The organism is Eggerthella sp. BIOML-A4 (assembly GCF_009875575.1).
Lineage (GTDB): Bacteria > Actinomycetota > Coriobacteriia > Coriobacteriales > Eggerthellaceae > Eggerthella > Eggerthella lenta.
Genome location: NZ_WWRX01000009.1, coordinates 44096 through 62791 on the forward strand (window position 1 = coordinate 44096; position 18696 = coordinate 62791).

15 protein-coding genes and 5 tRNA genes are annotated in these 18696 nt (G+C 66.4%); 16 read left to right on the plus strand and 4 right to left on the minus strand.

Annotated features, from left to right (window positions below; all coding sequences use genetic code 11):
- Positions 1–74 precede the first annotated feature (74 nt).
- From GT613_RS10425 to whiA, 7 genes are all read left to right on the plus strand, one after another.
- The gene (locus GT613_RS10425; protein WP_009307186.1) at positions 75–1019 is read left to right on the plus strand and encodes a lysine exporter LysO family protein; all 945 of its coding nucleotides are present in this window, start codon (positions 75–77) and stop codon (positions 1017–1019) included.
- Positions 1020–1105: 86 nt separating this feature from the next.
- Complete coding sequence (locus GT613_RS10430) at positions 1106–3307, plus strand: ATP-dependent helicase (protein ID WP_181870087.1); 2202 nt, start codon at positions 1106–1108, stop codon at positions 3305–3307.
- 694 nt (positions 3308–4001) lie between these two features.
- A complete protein-coding gene (locus GT613_RS10435; protein WP_009307184.1) occupies positions 4002–4430 on the plus strand; it encodes a hypothetical protein in 429 nt (142 codons plus the stop codon).
- Between the two features lie 216 nt (positions 4431–4646).
- Positions 4647–7013, plus strand: coding sequence for an excinuclease ABC subunit UvrC (uvrC, locus tag GT613_RS10440; protein ID WP_009608666.1), 2367 nt, complete (start codon positions 4647–4649; stop codon positions 7011–7013).
- Positions 7014–7017: 4 nt separating this feature from the next.
- The gene (rapZ, locus tag GT613_RS10445) at positions 7018–7986 is read left to right on the plus strand and encodes an RNase adapter RapZ (RefSeq protein WP_009307182.1); all 969 of its coding nucleotides are present in this window, start codon (positions 7018–7020) and stop codon (positions 7984–7986) included.
- Between the two features lie 10 nt (positions 7987–7996).
- A complete protein-coding gene (gene yvcK / locus GT613_RS10450; RefSeq protein ID WP_009307181.1) occupies positions 7997–9121 on the plus strand; it encodes a gluconeogenesis factor YvcK family protein in 1125 nt (374 codons plus the stop codon).
- On the plus strand, positions 9100–10032 hold the full coding sequence (whiA, locus tag GT613_RS10455; RefSeq protein ID WP_009307180.1) for a DNA-binding protein WhiA: 933 nt from the start codon (positions 9100–9102) through the stop codon (positions 10030–10032). Before yvcK ends, whiA begins: the two co-directional genes overlap by 22 nt.
- A 42-nt stretch (positions 10033–10074) precedes the next feature.
- Here whiA and GT613_RS10460 read toward each other — a convergent pair whose 3' ends face one another.
- Positions 10075–10488, minus strand: a complete 414-nt coding sequence (locus tag GT613_RS10460) for a PaaI family thioesterase (RefSeq protein ID WP_009307179.1) — start codon at positions 10486–10488, stop codon at positions 10075–10077.
- Between the two features lie 285 nt (positions 10489–10773).
- On the opposite strand from GT613_RS10460, the gene gap reads away from it, so the two are divergent.
- The 8 genes from gap to GT613_RS10500 all read left to right on the plus strand — a co-directional run bounded on the left by gap (position 10774) and on the right by GT613_RS10500 (position 17865).
- Positions 10774–11775, plus strand: a complete 1002-nt coding sequence (gene gap, locus GT613_RS10465; protein ID WP_009307178.1) for a type I glyceraldehyde-3-phosphate dehydrogenase — start codon at positions 10774–10776, stop codon at positions 11773–11775.
- A 62-nt stretch (positions 11776–11837) separates the two neighbouring features.
- On the plus strand, positions 11838–13022 hold the full coding sequence (pgk, locus tag GT613_RS10470; protein WP_009307177.1) for a phosphoglycerate kinase: 1185 nt from the start codon (positions 11838–11840) through the stop codon (positions 13020–13022).
- A 68-nt stretch (positions 13023–13090) separates the two neighbouring features.
- Positions 13091–13864 (plus strand): triose-phosphate isomerase, encoded by a 774-nt coding sequence (tpiA, locus tag GT613_RS10475; protein WP_009307176.1) that lies wholly within the window; start codon positions 13091–13093, stop codon positions 13862–13864.
- A 159-nt stretch (positions 13865–14023) separates the two neighbouring features.
- Positions 14024–15595 carry a 2,3-bisphosphoglycerate-independent phosphoglycerate mutase gene (gene gpmI, locus GT613_RS10480; RefSeq protein WP_009608658.1) on the plus strand — a complete coding sequence of 524 codons (1572 nt, stop codon included), beginning with the start codon at positions 14024–14026 and terminating at the stop codon, positions 15593–15595.
- Positions 15596–15760: 165 nt separating this feature from the next.
- Positions 15761–16015: a preprotein translocase subunit SecG gene (gene secG, locus GT613_RS10485; RefSeq protein ID WP_009307174.1), complete on the plus strand. Its 255-nt coding sequence runs from the start codon at positions 15761–15763 to the stop codon at positions 16013–16015.
- Positions 16016–16083: 68 nt separating this feature from the next.
- A tRNA-Leu gene (locus GT613_RS10490) sits at positions 16084–16171 on the plus strand.
- Positions 16172–16260: 89 nt separating this feature from the next.
- A complete protein-coding gene (locus GT613_RS10495; RefSeq protein WP_009307173.1) occupies positions 16261–17166 on the plus strand; it encodes a cation diffusion facilitator family transporter in 906 nt (301 codons plus the stop codon).
- A gap of 6 nt (positions 17167–17172) precedes the next feature.
- Positions 17173–17865 (plus strand): HAD family hydrolase, encoded by a 693-nt coding sequence (locus tag GT613_RS10500; RefSeq protein WP_009608608.1) that lies wholly within the window; start codon positions 17173–17175, stop codon positions 17863–17865.
- Positions 17866–17929: 64 nt separating this feature from the next.
- Here the strand turns inward: GT613_RS10500 and GT613_RS10505 are convergent.
- The 3 genes from GT613_RS10505 to GT613_RS10515 form a co-directional block, all read right to left on the minus strand.
- Positions 17930–18005, minus strand: a tRNA-Gly gene (locus GT613_RS10505).
- A 51-nt stretch (positions 18006–18056) separates the two neighbouring features.
- Positions 18057–18130, minus strand: a tRNA-Cys gene (locus GT613_RS10510).
- Between the two features lie 67 nt (positions 18131–18197).
- Positions 18198–18273 (minus strand) — tRNA-Gly (locus tag GT613_RS10515).
- A 162-nt stretch (positions 18274–18435) separates the two neighbouring features.
- On the opposite strand from GT613_RS10515, the gene GT613_RS10520 reads away from it, so the two are divergent.
- Positions 18436–18510, plus strand: a tRNA-Val gene (locus GT613_RS10520).
- Positions 18511–18696: the final 186 nt, after the last annotated feature.

Sequence of the window (18696 nt, forward strand, 5' to 3'; positions counted from 1 at the left end):
GCTTTCCGCAGCGTGCAGGGGAGGCGTCGCGCCGATCGTACGCGCCCCCACGCTGATCGATGGAAAGGGGAGTCGTGGAGATACTGGCGGTCATGGCGGCGGGCGTGCTCGTAGGGGCGACGGTGTTTCCTGCACGGCTCAAAGGGCTGAACGAGAAGCTGACGCTCGCGGCCACTGGACTGCTCATTTTCTCGATGGGGGTGCTGCTCGCCGGACGCGATTCGTTTCTGGAGGAGCTGGGCCAGGTGGGATGGGCCAGCATCCTGTTCTGCCTCGTGCCGGTGGCGTTCTCGACGATCGCCGTGTACGCGCTGACGAACCTGTTCATGTCCGACATCGCCCGGCGTCCGGCGGGCCGGCATGTGTCTGCGGCGCAGGACGATGCCGAGGGCGGCGCGGATGCGCGCGGCGAGGCCGTCATGATCGGCGTGGCGGTGGGAGCTCTCTCGCTGGGAGCGGCGTACGGCCTCTCGGGCGTCTCGCTCGCGCCGGTCGACCTTGTGGCCGATCATTCGGAAGCCGTCCTCTACGCGCTCATGTTCTTCGTGGGCATCAGCGTGGGCGGCAGCCGCGGCCTCTTGGGCAAGCTGCGCCAGTACCATGTGCGCGTGCTCATCATCCCGGCCGGCATAGTGGCCGGATCCGTGCTCGGCGGGCTCGTCTGCGCGCCGCTCGCGGGCATGTCGCTGCCCACGGGCGCCGCCGTGGCGTCGGGCCTGGGATGGTACAGCCTGGCGGGCGTCATGATGACCGACATCGCCGGAGCGCAGGTAGGCAGCATCACGTTCCTGGCGAACCTGCTGCGCGAGCTCGTGTCGTTCTTCAGCATCCCCTGGATCGCCAAGCATCTCAACTATCCCACGTGCATCGCGCCGGCCGGCGCCACAAGCGAGGACACCACGCTGCCCATGCTCATCCGCTGCACGAACGGCGAGACCGTCGTGCTCTCGGTGCTGAACGGCGTCATCTGCTCCGCGCTGGTCCCCGTGCTGATCGAGGCGTTCCATCAATTCATGTAGGGAGCGGCGGTTTTTTCGTGCGCCGAATGCTTCGCGCGAAACATTTGTTCGGGAACATCTGTGCGTTTTCTGGTATACTGAACCCTATGGAACAAATGATCGACATGCAAGCGGAAAACCGACACGGCCTTCTCGGGGACGATGCGCCGCGCTTGAACGCGGCGCAGCGCGAGGCCGTCACGGCTACCGAGGGGTACGTGCGCGTGATCGCCGGGGCCGGCACGGGCAAGACGCTGGCGCTCGCGCACCGCTTCGCCTACCTGGTGAACGAGCTGGGCATCATGCCCGGCAACGTCCTGTGCGCCACGTTCACGAACAAGGCGGCAGGCGAGATGCGCCGCCGCATCCGGCGTCTTACGGGCGACAACGACACCGGCTACATCAACACGTTCCACGGCTTCTGCGTGTCGGTGCTGCAGGAGGACGGCCATGCGCTGCAGTACCCGAAGAGCTTTCTCGTGCTGGACAACGCCGACATCGATGCCATGCTGCAGGTTATCTACGAGGAGCGCGGGCTCACCCTGCGGGACATGACGTTCTCGAAGGCGCGCGACATGATCGAGATCATGAAACTGAAAGAGCGCCCGGGATACTACCGCGACATGCTGGCCATGCCGCTCGAAGGCCTGAGGCAGAAGTACCTCGACGCGACGGACGCGCGCGGCATCATCTTCTACGGCTACCTCTACCAGGAGAAGAAGTGCTTCGGGCTGGACTACAACGATCTCATCGTGTTCGTGCTGTACCTGTTCGAGCAGAACCCCGACATCCGGCTCAAATGGCAGAAGCGGCTCGAGTACATCATGGTGGACGAGTTCCAGGACATCGACGGCCTGCAGCACGAGCTCATGGAGGTGCTGGCCGGCTACCACAAGAACCTGTTCGTGGTGGGCGACCCCGACCAGACCATCTACACCTGGCGCGGGGCTGACGTGCGCTACCTGCTGGACTTCGACAAGCGGTTCCCCGGCACGCGCACCGTCATGATGTTGGAAAACTACCGGTCGGCGCCGCGCGTGGTGGCCGTCGCGAACTCGCTGATCGAGAAGAACCGCGAGCGCGTGCCGAAGCGGCTGGCGGCCATGCGCTCGGTTCACGGCCCCACGGTGTGGCGCCATGCCAAGAGCCCGGACGGCGAGGCCGCGTGGATCGCCCAGGGCGCCCTTGCGCTGCACGGCGAGGGCGTGGCGTACCGCGACATGGCGGTGCTCTACCGCGCCCATTACGCGTCGCGGCCCGTGGAAGAGGCGCTTTTGCGCGCGGAGGTACCGCATGCGGTGTACAGCGGCGTGCCGTTCTTCGGCCGCCGCGAGATCAAGGACGCGCTGTCGTACCTGCGCCTCGTCGCCTACCAGGACGACCTCGACTTCGCGCGCGTGGCGAATGCGCCCAAGCGCAACCTGGGTGCCCGGCGCATGGCGTTTCTGCGCGAGAAGGCCGACGAGCTGGGATGCAGCCTGTTCGAGGCGCTCGAGCGCTTCGTGGACGACGATCTGTTCAAGCGCACGAAGGCGCGCCAGCTGCTGCAGCTGGTCGACCGCTTCCGCTCGTCGTACGAGGGCCGGCCGGTGTCCGAGGTTCTGGCGGCCGTGCTGTCGGAAAGCGGCTACGAGCGCGCGCTGCGCACCGAGGGCAGCCAGGAGCGGCTCGACAACCTGGCCGAGCTAAAACAATCCGTATACGAGTTCGAGACGACGTGCGGGGAGGAAGTGACGCTTGAGCACTACCTGGCGCACACGGCCCTGCTCACGAACGCCGACGCGATGGACGACGCGCAGGACAAGGTGCGGCTCATGACCGTCCATGCGGCCAAGGGCCTCGAGTTCGCGCACGTGTTCCTCTGCTCGATGACCGAGGGCGTGCTCCCGTCGCGCAAGACCGACACGCCGCAAGGCATGGAGGAGGAGCGGCGGCTGGCGTTCGTGGCCATGACGCGTGCGCGCGACGGGCTGTACCTCACCGAGGCGGAAGGGCGCGGCCACGAGGGCGCGCCGCGCTATCCCTCGCGCTTCCTGCTGGACATCGACCCGGCGGCGCTCGAGTTCTCGAACAAGCCCGCCGAGCGCGAGCTCGACGACGCGCGCGCAGCCTACGCGCTCGCCGACCGGTGGATCGCCGACCTCGTCCGCGACGCGCGCTTCGCGGTGGGCGACCGCGTGACGCATGCGGCGTTCGGCTCCGGGCGCGTGCTGGCGGTCGATTCCCAGAAGCGCGCCTACGAGGTGGCGTTCGACGATCTGGACACGCCGCGCACCATCTCGTTCAAAGCCAAGCTCGAGCAAGCCTGACGAACCTCTTCCGCTCCGAGCTCCTTCGCGCTCGGCGTCCAAGCGCTCGCGACATACGCGGTTCGCGTCCTGCGCTGCCTCCTCGAGGGTCTGCTTCTGCACCCGAGCCCCGAATCCTGCTCGGCGGTCCGCATCGTACGCCTGGAGCCAACATCCGTTTCGCTGCAGCCATTCGCTCTTCTGCAAGATGTTTCACGTGAAACATTCGTTCGCTCATAGTCCGGGCGGGGTGCGGGCGAGGTACTGCGGGGAAGGGTGGCGCCTGCCGCGGGCTGTCCGCGCCGGCTGTCCACGCCCCGCTCGGCTGCGAGCGCTCCGCCAGCGCTGGTTTTCGGGCCGGTTCTGCAAGTTTTTCGACTTCGTGGCAAGCAGCTTCCGAGGACCGGCTTATTCACCGGGCGTTTTGCGTCTACATCGGGAAGGAGCGACCGGGCATCGAGAGGCGCCGAGGCTAAACCCCCGGTCGCGAACGACGTCCTTTGCCACGAAGTCGAAAAACTTGCACGGGCGGCCCTGTTTCCCGCTTCCGCAGCCTTCGCTCCCGTGCGATCCGGGCAAACTCCCCCGGACGCCGCCGCGGTCCGACGTCCCCGGCCGGAGGGAGAGGCGCACTGCATGATCGAGGATTGTGCGTTAAACAAGGAGTCGGAACATTCGTTCGCATGGTATACTGTCGGTGGCGAAAGGAGGAGGCATGCGGCGGATCGCCATGATCGGGTTTGCTCTGGCGACGGTCTCGGTGCTGCTCGCCGGGTGCGCGGCGGAGTCGTCGCAGGAGCCTCTGTACACCACGGTCGACACGCCGTACTACGACGTCATGCTGCCGACGTCGCTCTTTTCGTCGCTTGCGGTCGATTATGACGACTCGTACCGTTTGGACGGGGACACGGGGGAGGGCATCGGGTTCTGCGTTTCCGTGTGCGACGAGGGCACGGAAGAGCCGCTCTGGTACGTGCTGTGCGCCACGTCTTCGTACGGTCCGGACCCCGGCTTTCCGCGCACGGTGGACAAAGGCGCTCCTTCCGCATGGCCCGCAGCGCACGTGTACGTGTCGCAGCCGATCTTCCCATTCGACGCTCCCGACCGCGTAGCCGTCTACGCCCGCTACGTCGCCGTGAAGTAGTAGCACTGCCGAGGATGTGTCATGTGAAGCATCCATTCGTGTGCGTGGCATGTTGCCGCATCGGATTGCCGATAGGGGAATGCCGTGCCGTTCCCGACCGGATTCGTCGGCGGTGCGCTCGGCGAAACGCCTTCCGCGATCCGTCTCTCTTCTGCAAACCGCGTGGAGCGAACGTGCGCTCAGGGGAACGCTTGTGCGGTTTGCTATACTGGCCGCATGGACGATCTCAACGAAACCACTCAAAGCAAGCGCCCGCTCGACGAAGGGCTTCTCGCATTCGACGGGGCTCCTGCGCCCGCTGACGCTTCCGCATCCGACGATGCTTCCGCGCCCGGCGACGGGGCGGCTGCATCGGACGCCGTGCTCGGCATGCCCGATGCGGGCGGCGTCGAGCGCCTGACGGGCGACGCCTCGCTCCACGCGGGGGAGCTGCGCGACGACGAGCGCCTCGAACGCGAGGGCCGCCGCCGGCCATCGCTCGAACGCGCTGCGCGCGAGCACGACGCCGACGCCGCGCGCGCCGAAACCGGCCAGCGCGCCAAGCTCGAGCGCATCAAGGAAGAGCTGAACAGCGTGCCCACGCTGCCGGGAGTGTACCTTTGGAAGGACAAATCAGGCCAGGTCATCTACGTGGGCAAGGCCAAGCAGCTGCGAGCCCGCATGCGCCAGTACGTGAACTTCCAGGACGAGCGCGCGAAGATCCCTTTGCTGGTCGACCAGATCGACAGCTTCGACTACATCGTGGTGGAGAACGAGCACGAGTCGCTCGTGCTGGAGAAGAACCTCATCAACCAGCACGCGCCGTTCTTCAACGCCGACTTCAAGGACGACAAGTCCTACCCGTTCATCGCGCTCACGAAGGGCGACGTGTTCCCTGCCATTAAGTACACGCGCGAGAAGCACCGCGCGGACACCAAGTACTTCGGTCCCTACACCGACAGTCGCGCCGCCCGCGACATGGTGGACATCGCCCGGCGCGTCGTGCCCCTGTGCGCCACGTCGTGCGCCGATTGGCGCCAGCTCAAGCGCCGTTTGGAGAAGGACCCGCTCGCTCTCATGTCGCACGACGCCCGCCCGTGCTTCGACGCGCACGTGGGCCTGGGCCCCGGCGCCTGCTGCGGCGGCATCACGCCCGAGGAGTACCGCGTCCACGTCAAGCGCATCGAGCGCTTCCTGTCGGGCCAGCACCGCGAGTTCGTCGACGAGCTGCAGGCCGAGATGCAGGAGGCGGCGGCCGAGCTGGACTTCGAGCGCGCCGCGCGCATCAAGGCGCGCATCGACACCATCAACAGCCTCACTGACAAGCAGCATGCGGTGTCAACGCGCAACCTCGACGCCGACGTCGTGGGCCTGTTCCGCGAGGAGACGGTGGCCGGCGTGCACGTGTTCATGGTGCGCGAAGGCCGCATCATCAACTCCAACGAGTTCGTGCTCGACCGCGGCAAGGACGTGCCCGACGACGACCTCCTGCACATGTTCCTGCTGCGCTACTACGACGCCACCACGTCCATCCCGCACGAGGTCATCCTGCGCGACGAGCCCGAGGACAAGGCCGCCATGGAGGCATGGCTCACCGAAAAGCTGGCCAGCGCCTACGGGGCGAAGGTTCGCATCACCGCGCCGCAGAAGGGCGAGAAGGCCGAGCTCGTGGGCATGGCCGAGACGAACGCGAAGCACACGCTCATGCGCTACAAGGTGCGCACGAACTACGACGACAAGCGCATCAACAACGCGCTTTTGCAGCTGGAGAGCGCGCTGGCCCTCGACGAGCCGCCCATGCGCATCGAATGCTTCGACATCTCCACCATCCACGGCTCCTACACGGTGGCCTCGATGGTGGTGTTCACGAACGGCAAGCCCGACAAGAACCAGTACCGCCGCTTCAAGATCAAGACGCCGCTCGACGAGGCGAACGACTTCCTGTCCATGCAGGAGGTGATGGGCCGCCGCTACGCGCCCGAGCGCATGGCCGACGAGCGCTTCGGCAGCAAGCCCGACCTCATCATTCTCGACGGCGGCAAGCCGCAGCTGTCGGCGGCGCTCGAGATGTTCGAGCGGATGGGCATCGACGACATCGCGATGTGCGGTCTGGCCAAGCGCGACGAGGAGCTGTTCGTGCCCTGGCAGGACACGGGGCCGGTGGTGCTGCCCAGCGGCTCGGCGTCGCTGTACCTCGTGAAGCAGGTCCGCGACGAGGCGCACCGCTTCGCCATCACGTTCCACCGCGAGCTGCGCGGCAAGGGCATGACGGCCTCCATCCTCGACGACGTGACGGGCATGGGGCCGGTGCGCAAGAAGGCGCTGCTGAAGGCGTTCAAGTCGTTCAAGAACCTGAAGAGCGCCACGCTCGAAGAGATCAAGGAGGCGCGCGTCGTCCCCGTCGAGGTGGCCGAGGAGCTGTACCGGGTGCTGCAGCAGTATAATAGGGAGCGGAAAGACGAGCGCGTGGTGGGCGGCGAGGCCGGAGAGGCCGCCTGCCCGCCCGCAGGCGAGGGCCCGGCGGCGGTCGAATCCGCCGCGGTGGACGCGGCGGTCGAGGCCGCCGTGCAGGGCGAACGCGCGCGCACGGACACGGAAGGATAGCGCTATGAGCGAAGAAACCGCAGGCAAGACGGCAGACCAGTCCGTCGATCTGCAGCATATGCCCGAGCTGGTCATCGTCACCGGCATGAGCGGCGCCGGGCGCACCGAGGCCATGCACTCGTTCGAGGATCTCGGCTACTTCTGCGTGGACAACCTGCCGTCCAGCCTGATCGGCAATCTTTTGGAGCTGACCGGCATGCCCGGCCAGCCCGACGAGAAGCGCCGCCTCGCCGTGGTGTGCGACGCGCGCAACCGCGACTTCTTCGCGAGCCTCGCCGGCGAGCTCAAGAAGTTGAAGGGCCTGGGCATCGACTACCGCATCCTGTTCTTGGACGCCGCCGACGAGAAGCTCGTCGCGCGCTACAAGTCCAGCCGACGCCGCCATCCGCTGTGCGCCGACGGTGCGTCCATCGCGCAGGGCATCGAGCGCGAGCGCGACCTTCTGTTCGAGGTGCGGGAGAACGCCCATCACGTCATCGACACCACGTCCATGCTGCCGCCGCAGCTGCGCTCGACCATCCGCGCGCTGTTCGCGCCGGGCGAGGAGCGCGCGGGCCTGTCCGTCACCGTGTACTCGTTCGGCTTCAAGCACGGAGCGCCGCTTGACGCCGACCTGGTCATGGACGTGCGCTTCCTGCCGAACCCCTACTACGAACCGCAGCTGCGCAGCCTCACGGGCCTCGACAAGCCGGTCAGCGACTTCGTGCTGTACCGCCCCGAGACCGAAGAGTTCCAGGAGAAGTGGCGCGCGCTTCTGGATTGCGTCATGCCCGGCTACGTGGCCGAGGGCAAACAGCAGCTGGCCATCGCCGTGGGATGCACGGGCGGCCAGCACCGCAGCGTCGCGCTGGCCGAGTCCACGGCCGACTACCTCAAGGCGAAGGGCTACCGCGTGAGCATCGCGCACCGCGACCTGTCGCTGGCCGAGGGCGCCGACGCCTCGGCGCGCTCCGGTGCCGCTGCAGGCCGGTAGGGGAGCGACCATGGTTGCCCGTCCGTTCTCCCACGACCCCTCGGCTACGGCGGCGTTCGCCGCACTGCGCGAATCGCAGCCCGTCGTCGCGCGCGACGAGCGCTTGCGCGTCGTCGTCATCGGCGGCGGCACCGGCGCGCCCGTGTCCATACGCACGCTCCTGTCCATGGGACTGGATACGAGCGCCGTCGTCGCCATGGCCGACGACGGCGGCTCCACCGGCATCCTGCGCGAGGAAGCCGACGTCACGCCGCCGGGCGACGTGCGCAAGTGCATCGCCGCAATGGCTGCGGACCCGAACGACCCTTTGACCAAGGCGTTCAAGTACCGCTTCTCGTTCGCTCGCAACCACACGCTGGGCAACCTCATGCTGTCTGCGCTCGAGGATGCGGCCGGGTCGTTTCCCGAGGCCATCTCCATCTGCGAGCGGCTGCTGGATGCGCGGGGGCACGTGTATCCCTCCACGCTCGATCGCGTGACGCTCACGGCTCGCACGCGCGACGGCCGCTCCCTCGAGGGGCAGGCCGTGGCCTGCCATTCGCGCACGGCGCTCGAGCGGGTGGGCCTGCGCGCCGCGCACGAGGTGGTGCCCTACCAGCCGGCGCTCGAGGCTATCCGCGAGGCCGACCTCATCGTTCTGGGCCCGGGCTCGCTGTTCACGTCCATCATCCCGAACCTGCTCGTGCCCGGCGTGGTGGATGCGATCCGCGCGTCGAAGGGTTCCACGCTGTTCGTGTGCTCGCTTGCCGACATGCAGGGGGAGACCTGGGGTCTCACCGCGCGCGAGCACGTGGAGGCGCTCATGGACCACGGCACGCGCGGGCTGCTGGATTACGTGCTGGTGCATACCCCGGTCTCGCTGCGCCCCGACAGCCCGGCCACGGGCGTGTTCACCGCTGTGACGGGTGCCGACTCGGAGCACGCCTCCACTGCCGACCTCGACGATCTCGTGCTGTCCGGACGCATCCGCCCCGTGCGCGTATGCTACCAGGACGTGCAGGCCATCCAGGCGCAGGGGCCGGTGGTCATTGCGCGCAACCTCGTCGATCCCATTCATCCAACCTGGCACGATCCTGCTGCCTTGCGCGATGCGTTTGCGGGGGTGTTGAAGCTATGTCGTTCACGGCGGAGGTAAAGGACGAGCTGGCTCGCGTCCCTCCCACGTGCTCGCACTGCGAGAAGGCGACGCTGGCCGCGCTCGTGCGCATCGAGGGAACGCTGTTCTTCAGCGGCCAGGGAAAGTACCGCATCGAGATAGCAACCGACGTGCCGTCCGTGGCGCGCCTCATCATCAAGCTGCTGCACGAGCTGTACCATCTCGAGACGAACCTCACGGTGCGCCGCAGCGTGCTGCACAAGACCCCGAACTACCTCATCGAGGCTCCTTCGCAGCCCCGCCTCGCGCCGGCTCTCGTCGACATGGGGGTTCTCTCGCCCGATGGAGGCTTGGAGCTTGGCCTCAAGCCCGACCTCGTGGAGAAGCAGTGCTGCACGGCGGCCTACCTGCGCGGCGCGTTCCTCGGCAGCGGCTTCGTGTCCGACCCGCGCGGCGACTTCCACTTCGAGATCACCGTGGAGAGCGAGGACCTGGCCGGAGGCCTGGTCGACCTGCTCGACCGCAAAGGCATCCGCGCGCGCGTCATGCAGCGACGCAGCTCCTACATGGTGTACCTTAAAAGCGGCAGCGCCATCCTGGAGTTCCTCGCGTTCGCCGGCGCGCACCAGAGCGCGCTCGCCATGGAGAACGCGCGCGTCATCAAGAGCGTGCGCAACGACGTGAATCGCATGACGAACGCCGAGATCGCGAACCAGGCCAAGGCCGCGAACGCCTCGGTCGACCAGCTGTACGCCATCCGCGTGGTGCTCGAGGCGCACGGCATGGAGAACCTGCCGCCGGCGCTGCAGGACTTCATCAAGCTGCGCGTGACCTATCCCGACGCCACGCTCAAGGAGCTGGGCGAGCGCGCGAACCCGCCCTTGTCGAAATCCGCCGTGTACCACCGCGTCCGCCGCATCGAGCAGATGGCGAAGGAGGCGCAAGGCTAGGAGGCTTCAGCCGGAAGACGGAGACGCTCGGTGCAGGATGCGCTAGCTCTCGAGCGGCCCCAGGAAGAACATCGTGAATGTGGACTCGGCCACGAGCCTGCCGCGCTCGTCGACGATGGCGCAGTGCGCCACCGACGTGCTGCGGCCCTTGTGCGAGGTGTCGGCGCTCACGGTGAGGCGCTGCGGGCGTACGGCGCGGACGAAGTTCGTCGCGCAGGAGACGGCCACGTTGCTCTCGCCGTAGGCGTACGTCGCCATGCCGGCGGCGATTTCCAGCATGGTGGACACGAAGCCGCCGTGGATGCAGCCGTGGTAGTTCAGCACGTTGTCCGGCACGTCGATCTCGTAGCGCACGCTGCCCGGCGAAGAGGCGAGGATGCGGATGCCCTCGAGCTCCTTTTGCGCCGGCACGTTGCCCATCAGCTTCTCCACGGTTTCCTGCGGTACTGCTTCCATGCTGCTCCTTCGGTCGGACGTGCGTCTACGGGCACCTTACCGCAGCCGTCGGCTGTGCGACACGGACGGATCGGGCGAACTGGCCGATGCTGGGAGAAGCGCGCTGCTGTACGGCGCGCACCGGGTGCGGAGCCCCTCGGCGAGCGGTGTGAAACTTCTGTGAATGGCCTGTTCGGTTGCTTTTTTTATACGGCTGCCAGATAAGGCTTGCAGCATCTGGGCGGCTACCGCTATGATCGGGGCGTTCCTGCAATTCTTAGTGCGAGTATCTGAAAGGGGATACGCATGGCAATCAAAGTAGGCATTAACGGATTCGGTCGCATCGGCCGCCTGGCGTTCCGCGCGATGGTGAACGATCCCGAGATCGAGGTTGTGGCAGTGAACGACCTCGGCGACATTCCGACGATGGCCCACCTGCTCAAGTACGATTCCATCCACGGGCGCGCCTTCGACACGGTCGAGGTCACCGAGGACGGCTTCGTGGCCGACGGCCATGCGGTCAAGGTGCTCTCCGAGCGCGAGCCCGCCAACCTCCCCTGGGGCGAGCTGGGCGTCGACGTCGTCGTCGAGTCCACCGGCTTCTTCACCGACGGCACGAAGGCCAAGGCGCACCTTGACGCGGGCGCCAAGAAGGTCGTCATCTCCGCGCCGGCCAAGAACGAGGACATCACCATCGTCATGGGCGTGAACGACGACCAGTACGATCCCGAGAAGCACAACATCATCTCGAACGCCTCGTGCACGACGAACTGCCTGGCCCCCTTCGCGAAGGTGCTCATGGACAACTTCGGCATCAAGCGCGGCTACATGAACACGATCCACTCCTACACGAACGACCAGAAGATCCTCGACCTTCCCCATAAGGACTTGCGTCGCGCCCGCGCGGCCGCCATGTCGATGATCCCCACCACCACGGGCGCCGCCCGCGCGGTGTCGTTGGTGCTGCCCGAGCTCAAGGGCAAGCTGGACGGCTTCGCCACCCGCGTTCCCACGCCGGACGGATCGATGGTCGACCTCACCGTGGAGCTTGAGAAGGACGCCACGGCCGATGAGATCAACGCCGCGATGAAGGCCGCCGCCGAGGGCCCGCTCAAGGGCATCCTGGAGTACACCGAGGACCCGATCGTCTCCATCGACATCGTGGACAACCCGCACTCCTCCATCTTCGACAGCAAGCTGACCATGGTGCTGGGCGGCGAGGGCAACTTCGTCAAGTGCATCTCCTGGTACGACAACGAGTGGGGCTACTCGAACCGTGTGAAGGACTTGGTGAAGATCCTTCTTTAACAGCATTCCCCGAAACGAGCCTGCCTTGGCAGGCTCGTTTCTCGTTTAGACAGGAGGGCCCCATGGCCGAGATCAAAACCATCGACGAGCTGGACGCGCGCGGCAAGCGCGTGCTCGTGCGCGTCGACTTCAACGTGCCGGTGAAGGACGGCGCCGTCACCGACGACACGCGCATCCGCGCGGCGCTGCCCACCATCCAGAAGCTCGTCACGCAAGGCGCGCGCGTCATCCTCATGAGCCATCTCGGCCGTCCGGCCGGCGAGGGCTTCGAGGAGTCGTTCACGCTGCGTCCCGCCGCCCAGAAGCTCTCCGAGCTTATGGGCAAGCCCGTGGTGTTCGCCACCGACACGGTGGGCGACGACGCCCGCGCGAAAGCCGCCTCGCTGCGCGACGGCGACGTGCTGGTGGTGGAGAACCTGCGCTTCGACAAGCGCGAGAAGAAGAACGATCCCGCGTTCTGCGAGGAGCTGGCCGCGCTCGGCGAGGCGTACGTGAACGACGCGTTCGGCACCGCGCACCGCGCCCATGCGTCCACGGCGGGCGTCGCCGCGCTCTTGCCGGCGTACGCGGGCTACCTCATGCAGCGCGAGGTGGCCACGCTCTCGGGCATGCTGGAGGAGCCGCGCCGTCCCTTCGCCGCCATCCTCGGCGGCTCGAAGGTGTCGGACAAGATCAAGGTCATCGACGCGCTCATGGACAAGTGCGACACGCTCATCATCGGCGGCGGCATGTGCTTCACGTTCCTTTTGGCCCAGGGCAAGGCCGTGGGCACCTCGCTCAAGGAAGAGGACTGGGTGGAGCGCGCGGCGGCCATGATCGCGAAGGCGGAGGAACGCGGCGTGCAGCTGCTGCTGCCGGTGGACGTCGTGTGCGCCGACCGCTTCGCCGAAGATGCCGAAACGCTCACGGTCTCGGTCGACGGGATTCCCGGTGATATGATGGGCCTCGACATCGGGCCCGAGACGGCTAAGCTGTACGCCGACGCGGTGGCCCAGGCCAAGACCGTGTTCTGGAACGGCCCCATGGGCGTGTTCGAGATGAAGGCGTTCGAGGCCGGCACGAAGGCCGTGGCCGAGGCCGTGGCCGCCAACGCGGATGCGGACACCATCATCGGCGGCGGCGACAGCGTGGCCGCCGTGAACAAGTTCGACCTGGCCGAGCAGATGACGTTCATCTCCACCGGCGGCGGCGCCTCCATGGAGCTCGTGCAGGGCGAGGCGCTCCCGGGCGTCGAGGCGTTGAAGTAGCAAGCAGGCGATTGCCCCGAACGGGAGACGGTTCCCGTCCGGGGCGTTTCGATGGAAAGGAAGTTCGCATGGCGCGCAAACCCATGATGGCAGGCAACTGGAAGATGAACAACACCATCGCCGAGGCCGTGGTGCTGACGCAGGAGATCTCCAACCAGTACGACAAGGAGACCTGGGGCGAGGACGTCGACATCGTCATCTGCCCGCCCTACGTCGACCTCAAGCCGGCCAAGACCGTGCTCGACTTCGACAAGACGAAGGTGGCCGTGAACGCCCAGAACGTGTACTGGGAGCCCTCCGGCGCCTACACCGGAGAGATCTCGGTGCCCATGATCAAGGAGATCGGCTGCGCGGGCAGCATCGTTGGCCACTCCGAGCGCCGCGAGCTGTTCGGCGAGACGAACGAGGACGTGAACCGCAAGGTGAAGGCGCTCGTCGAGGCGGGCCTGTACGCCATCGTGTGCGTGGGCGAGTCGCTGGCCGTGCGCGACGAGGGCACCACCGAGGAGTTCGTGTGCGCCCAGGTGCGCGCCGCGTTCGCCGGCGTGGACGCCGCCGACGCGCAGCGCTGCGTGGTGGCCTACGAGCCCATCTGGGCCATCGGCACGGGGCGCACGGCCACGCCCGAGCAGGCCGAGGCCGTCTGCGCCGCCATCCGCGCGACGCTCGCCGACCTGTACGGCGCGGAGGTCGCCGAGGAGATGCGCGTGCTGTACGGCGGCTCCATGAACCCGGGCAACGTCGAGGGCCTCATGGCCCAGCCGAACATCGACGGCGGCCTCATCGGCGGCGCCAGCCTGAAGGCGGCGTCTTTCGTGCAGCTGATCAACGCCTGCCTGTAGCCCTGTCGCCGTCCCGGGCGAGCGAAGCGGGTCGAAGGGCCTTCTCGTCAACGGAGGTTCTTCGTCGAAGCTTCGCTTCGGACGGCGGATCCGAGAACCTGTTGTCCCGGCGGCGCGCACTCCGCGCCGCCTCCCGTCATACCGAGCGGAGCGAGCGAAGTGAGCGCAGTCGAAGAATCCCGTGCGGCATCAGCCGAAAACCTTACCCTTCCCGCATGCCTTATCATCATGGACGGCTTCGGCCTGGCCGAGCCGGGTCCGGGAAACGCCATCTCTCAGGCGCGCACGCCGTGCCTCGACGAGGTGTTCGCCACCCGTCCATGGACCAAGCTCGAGGCATCGGGCGAGGCCGTGGGCTTGCCCGCGGGGCAGATGGGCAACTCCGAGGTGGGACACCTCAACATCGGCGCCGGGCGCGTGGTGTTCCAGGAGCTCACCCGCATCAACCGTGCCTGCGCCGACGGTTCGCTGGCGGCGAACCCCGTGCTGAACGAGGCGTTCGCGGCGGCCGCACGGCCGGGGGCGGCGCTGCACCTCATGGGGCTCGTGTCCGACGGCGGCGTCCATTCCTCCAACGAGCACCTCTACGCGCTCGCGCGCGCTGCGAAGGCGGCCGGGGCATCGCATATCGTGGTGCACTGCTTCATGGACGGCCGCGACGTGCCGCCGAGAAGCGGCGCGGGCTATCTGGACGAGCTGGAAGGCGTGCTCGCCGAGCTGACGGATGAGGGCTGCACGGCCGAAATCGGCAGCATCTCGGGACGCTACTACGCCATGGACCGCGACAACCGGTGGGAGCGCGTCGAGCAGGCGTGGCGCGCCGTCGTGGCCGCCGAGCCGCGCGCGGACGCGACGGCCGCCGAGGTCATGGCCGCTTCCTACGCCGCGGATGTCACCGACGAGTTCGTCGTGCCCACGGCGCTGACCGGGCGCGGCGTGCGCGACGGCGACGCGGTCGTGTTCTTCAACTTCCGCCCCGACCGCGCCCGCGAGATCACGCGCGCGCTGGTGGACCCTGCCTTCGCGGGTTTCGAGCGCGGCGCGTGCCCGCAGGTGAGCTTCGTGTGCCTGACCGAGTACGACCCCGAGATACCCGCTCCGGTGGCCTATCCCAAGGAGTTCCCCGCCGACGTGCTGGCCGACGTGCTGGCCGAGGCGGGCCTTGCGCAGTACCACATCGCCGAGACCGAGAAGTACGCCCACGTGACGTTCTTCCTGAACGGCGGGCGCGAGGAGCCGAAAGCAGGGGAGGAGCGCGCGCTCATCCCCAGCCCCAAGGTTGCCACCTACGATCTGAAACCTGAGATGAGCGAGCCTGACGTGGCTGCCACGCTGGCCGCGGCCATCGACGCGGACGAGGCCGACGTGTACATCGTGAACTTCGCGAACCCCGACATGGTGGGGCATACGGGCGTCATCCCGGCCGCCGTGGCCGCCATCGAGGCGGTGGATGCGGGCGTGTCCCAGGTGCTGGCCGCTCTCGAGCGCAAGGGCGGCACGGCGCTCATCACGGCCGACCACGGCAACGCCGATAAGATGCTCAGCCAGGACGGCAGCCCCTTCACGGCTCATACCACGGCGCCTGTGCCGCTCGCGCTCGTGGACTTCGCGGAAACGGGGCGCACGCTCGACGGTCGGCTCGGCGCGCTCTGCGACATCGCGCCCACGCTGCTCGAGCTCATCGGCCTCGAAGCCCCTGCCGCCATGACGGGGAGGAGCCTGCTGGCGTAGGTGGCGTTTTCGCGGGGATGAGGCGCGGGGGACGGGGCTGGCGTCCCGCTCCGTCTCGTCCCGCTACGCGAACGCCTGCGCCGCCCTTGCCCTGACGGGAGCCTTTCGCTATACTTAGCAACTTGCGTACCGATATACCTTTGATCGAAAGAAGAGAGACGAACCTTGAATCCGCTCCTCATCATCACGCTCATCCTGCTCGTCGTTTCGGGCATCGGCCTCATCGTGTTCATCCTGCTGCACTCCGGCAAGGGCACGGGCATCTCCGACATGATCGCCAGCTCGGTGTACTCCACCCAAACCGGTACGAGCATCGTCGAGAAGAACCTCGACCGCATCACCATCGCGTTCGCGATCATCTTCATGCTTTCGCTTATCGTCCTTATGATCATCTACCCCCACGGGACGATTGCAAAATAGCGAAAATTGCCCCTTCACAACGCAGAAGGGTTCGGGTAGAATAACCTGCGTTGCGTTTCGAGCAACACGTCGGAGTGGTGGAACGGCAGACACGCTAGCTTGAGGTGCTAGTGCCCGTTTAAGGGTGTGCGGGTTCAAATCCCGCCTCCGACACCAGAGAGAATGGAGAGAGCCTTCGGGCTCTCTTTTCTTATACCTCTGCATTGCATATGCGGACGGAGCCGCTTTCGGCGAAAGGAGCGGGCGTGGCGAAGGCGCTTGCAACGAAGAACCCGGTATCGGAGCGTATGCGCTCCATCCGGCGCGTGCTGTGGGTCATCCTCGTGTTGAACCTGGCGGTGGCCGCTGCGAAGTACGTCTACGGCCTGATGAGCGGATCGGCGTCCATGCAAGCCGACGGTATCCACTCGGTGTTCGACTCGGCCGGCAACGTGGTGGGCCTCGTCGGCATCGCGTTGGCGGCGCGTCCGGCCGACGACAGCCATCCTTACGGCCATGCGAAGTTCGAGACGTACGCAAGCCTCGTGATCGGCGTGCTGCTGCTTCTGGCGGCCTTCGAGGTGGGTTCGAGCGCGGTGGGCAAGCTCGTGTCCGGCGTGTACACGGCCGAAGTAACTCCCGTGTCGTTCATCGTCATGGTGGGCACCCTCGCCGTCAACATCGGGGTGACCACCTACGAGCGCCGGTGCGCGAAGCGGCTCAAAAGCGAGGTGCTTGCGGCGGATGCGAACCATACGCTGTCCGACGCGCTCGTGTCCATCGGGGTCATCGTCGGTCTGGCGGCCGTGGCGCTGGGCTTTCCCATGGCCGACCCCATCATGGCGCTCGTGGTGACCGTCGCCATCCTGGCCACGGCCTACGATGTATTCAAGCACGCGCTAGCCACCCTGTCCGATCATGCGCGCATTCCCGACAAGGACGTGCGCGCCGTGGCGATGGGCGTGCCGGGCGTGCAGGATGCCCATCACATCCGCACGCGCGGCACCGAGGGAGAGGTGTACGCCGACCTGCACGTGCTCGTGGCGCCCGGGATGACCGTGGGGGAGGCCCACGAGCTGTCCGAGCGGGTGGAGCGCGCCATCATGCAGCGGTTCCCGAACGTGATCGAGGTGCTCGTCCACATCGAGCCGAACGACGGCCATGAGGACTGAGGGCGCATGACCGAGGCGGTGTTCTTCGACGTGGGCTCGACGCTCATCCGGCCGTGCCCGTCGGTGGCCGAGACGTTCGCGCGCGTTGCGGCCGAGCGCGGCCACGACTTGACCGTGCGCGACGTCGAGCCGCACATGCCGGCCATGGACGCGTACTACGAGGCGGAGTATCTGCGCGACGGCGACTTCTGGTGCTCGCACGAGGGGTCGACAGCCATTTGGCTGGACCAGTACCGCTACGTGTGCCATCTCGCGGGCATCGGCCACGATGCGGAAGGCGTGGCGCAGACGGTGCACGAGGCCTATCGGCGCGCGGAATGCTGGGAGACGTACGCCGACGTCACAGCGTGCCTGAGAGCGCTCAAGGAGCGTGGATACGCGCTGGGAGTGGTATCGAACTGGGATGCGGGCTTGGAAGGGCTCCTGCGCGACCTCAGGCTGCTGCCGTACTTCGACACGGTAGTATCTTCGGCGGTGGTGGGCTACCGCAAGCCGAACCCGGTCATCTTCAACCTGGCTTGCGAGCAGATGGGCGTGCGCGCCGAATCGAGCGTGCATGTGGGCGATCGCCCCGATGCCGACGGGGACGGGGCGGCCGCTGCCGGCATCCGCGCGGTGATCGTCGACAGGCACGATGCCGAGAAAGATTGCGGCTACGAGCGCGTGACGGCGCTCACCGACCTCTTAGAGCTGCTCTAACCTTCGTCGTTCGGAGCGAGGCACGAAAAAAGCCCGTCGGCGAACCGACGGGCTTGTACGATCATGGAGCGGACGACGGGGTTCGAACCCGCGACCCCGACCTTGGCAAGGTCGTGCTCTACCAGCTGAGCCACGTCCGCATGGGTAACGCTTTTCAATTCTCAAACCGTCCGCCCCGCAAGGGGAGCGAATGGAGGCGACGCCCGGATTCGAACCGGGGGTGAAGGCTTTGCAGGCCTCTGCCTTACCACTTGGCCACGTCGCCATCTCGTCGACACCGTCATGAAAAGGCCGGTCAAAACTTTTGATAATGACCGGCCTGTTAGCGACGATGGAGCGGACGACGGGGTTCGAACCCGCGACCCCGACCTTGGCAAGGTCGTGCTCTACCAGCTGAGCCACGTCCGCATCGGCGAGGAAATATAATACTGGAAGTGTCCGTAGCGCGCAACCCCCGATTTCAGAAAAGTTCGCAAAAATATTTTCGAAATTTGTCTTTGATGGTCGTCGAACTTCTGGTAGACTATCTGCTTGCTGACGCGGAAAACTTCCAAAGCAGCAAGCATTCATGGGCGATTAGCTCAGGGGGAGAGCACTACCTTGACACGGTAGGGGTCACAAGTTCAAATCTTGTATCGCCCACCATGAATTCGAAAGAGCCTTCGACCTGCGAAGGCTCTTTTTTGTTGCCCCGGCTCCGAGGCTTCTCTCGTCAAAGTGACCCGGAAAAGTGCGAACGCGCGAACGATTTGGGAAATGACGGCGAAAGCGGGGTCTGCTGGCGCAAGTGGGGCGGTTTGGTAATCTTGGAGCCGCTCTATTCTCTCGTTT

Excerpts from the sequence above, each read along its gene's own strand:
- GT613_RS10430 (WP_181870087.1), top strand. The coding sequence starts at position 1,106 with ATGGAACAAATGATCGACATGCAAGCGGAAAACCGACACGGCCTTCTC.
- GT613_RS10435 (WP_009307184.1), top strand. The coding sequence starts at position 4,002 with ATGCGGCGGATCGCCATGATCGGGTTTGCTCTGGCGACGGTCTCGGTG.
- uvrC (WP_009608666.1), top strand. The coding sequence starts at position 4,647 with ATGGACGATCTCAACGAAACCACTCAAAGCAAGCGCCCGCTCGACGAA.
- rapZ (WP_009307182.1), top strand. The coding sequence starts at position 7,018 with ATGAGCGAAGAAACCGCAGGCAAGACGGCAGACCAGTCCGTCGATCTG.
- yvcK (WP_009307181.1), top strand. The coding sequence starts at position 7,997 with ATGGTTGCCCGTCCGTTCTCCCACGACCCCTCGGCTACGGCGGCGTTC.
- whiA (WP_009307180.1), top strand. The coding sequence starts at position 9,100 with ATGTCGTTCACGGCGGAGGTAAAGGACGAGCTGGCTCGCGTCCCTCCC.
- GT613_RS10460 (WP_009307179.1), bottom strand. The coding sequence starts at position 10,488 with ATGGAAGCAGTACCGCAGGAAACCGTGGAGAAGCTGATGGGCAACGTG.
- gap (WP_009307178.1), top strand. The coding sequence starts at position 10,774 with ATGGCAATCAAAGTAGGCATTAACGGATTCGGTCGCATCGGCCGCCTG.
- pgk (WP_009307177.1), top strand. The coding sequence starts at position 11,838 with ATGGCCGAGATCAAAACCATCGACGAGCTGGACGCGCGCGGCAAGCGC.
- tpiA (WP_009307176.1), top strand. The coding sequence starts at position 13,091 with ATGGCGCGCAAACCCATGATGGCAGGCAACTGGAAGATGAACAACACC.
- GT613_RS10500 (WP_009608608.1), top strand. The coding sequence starts at position 17,173 with ATGACCGAGGCGGTGTTCTTCGACGTGGGCTCGACGCTCATCCGGCCG.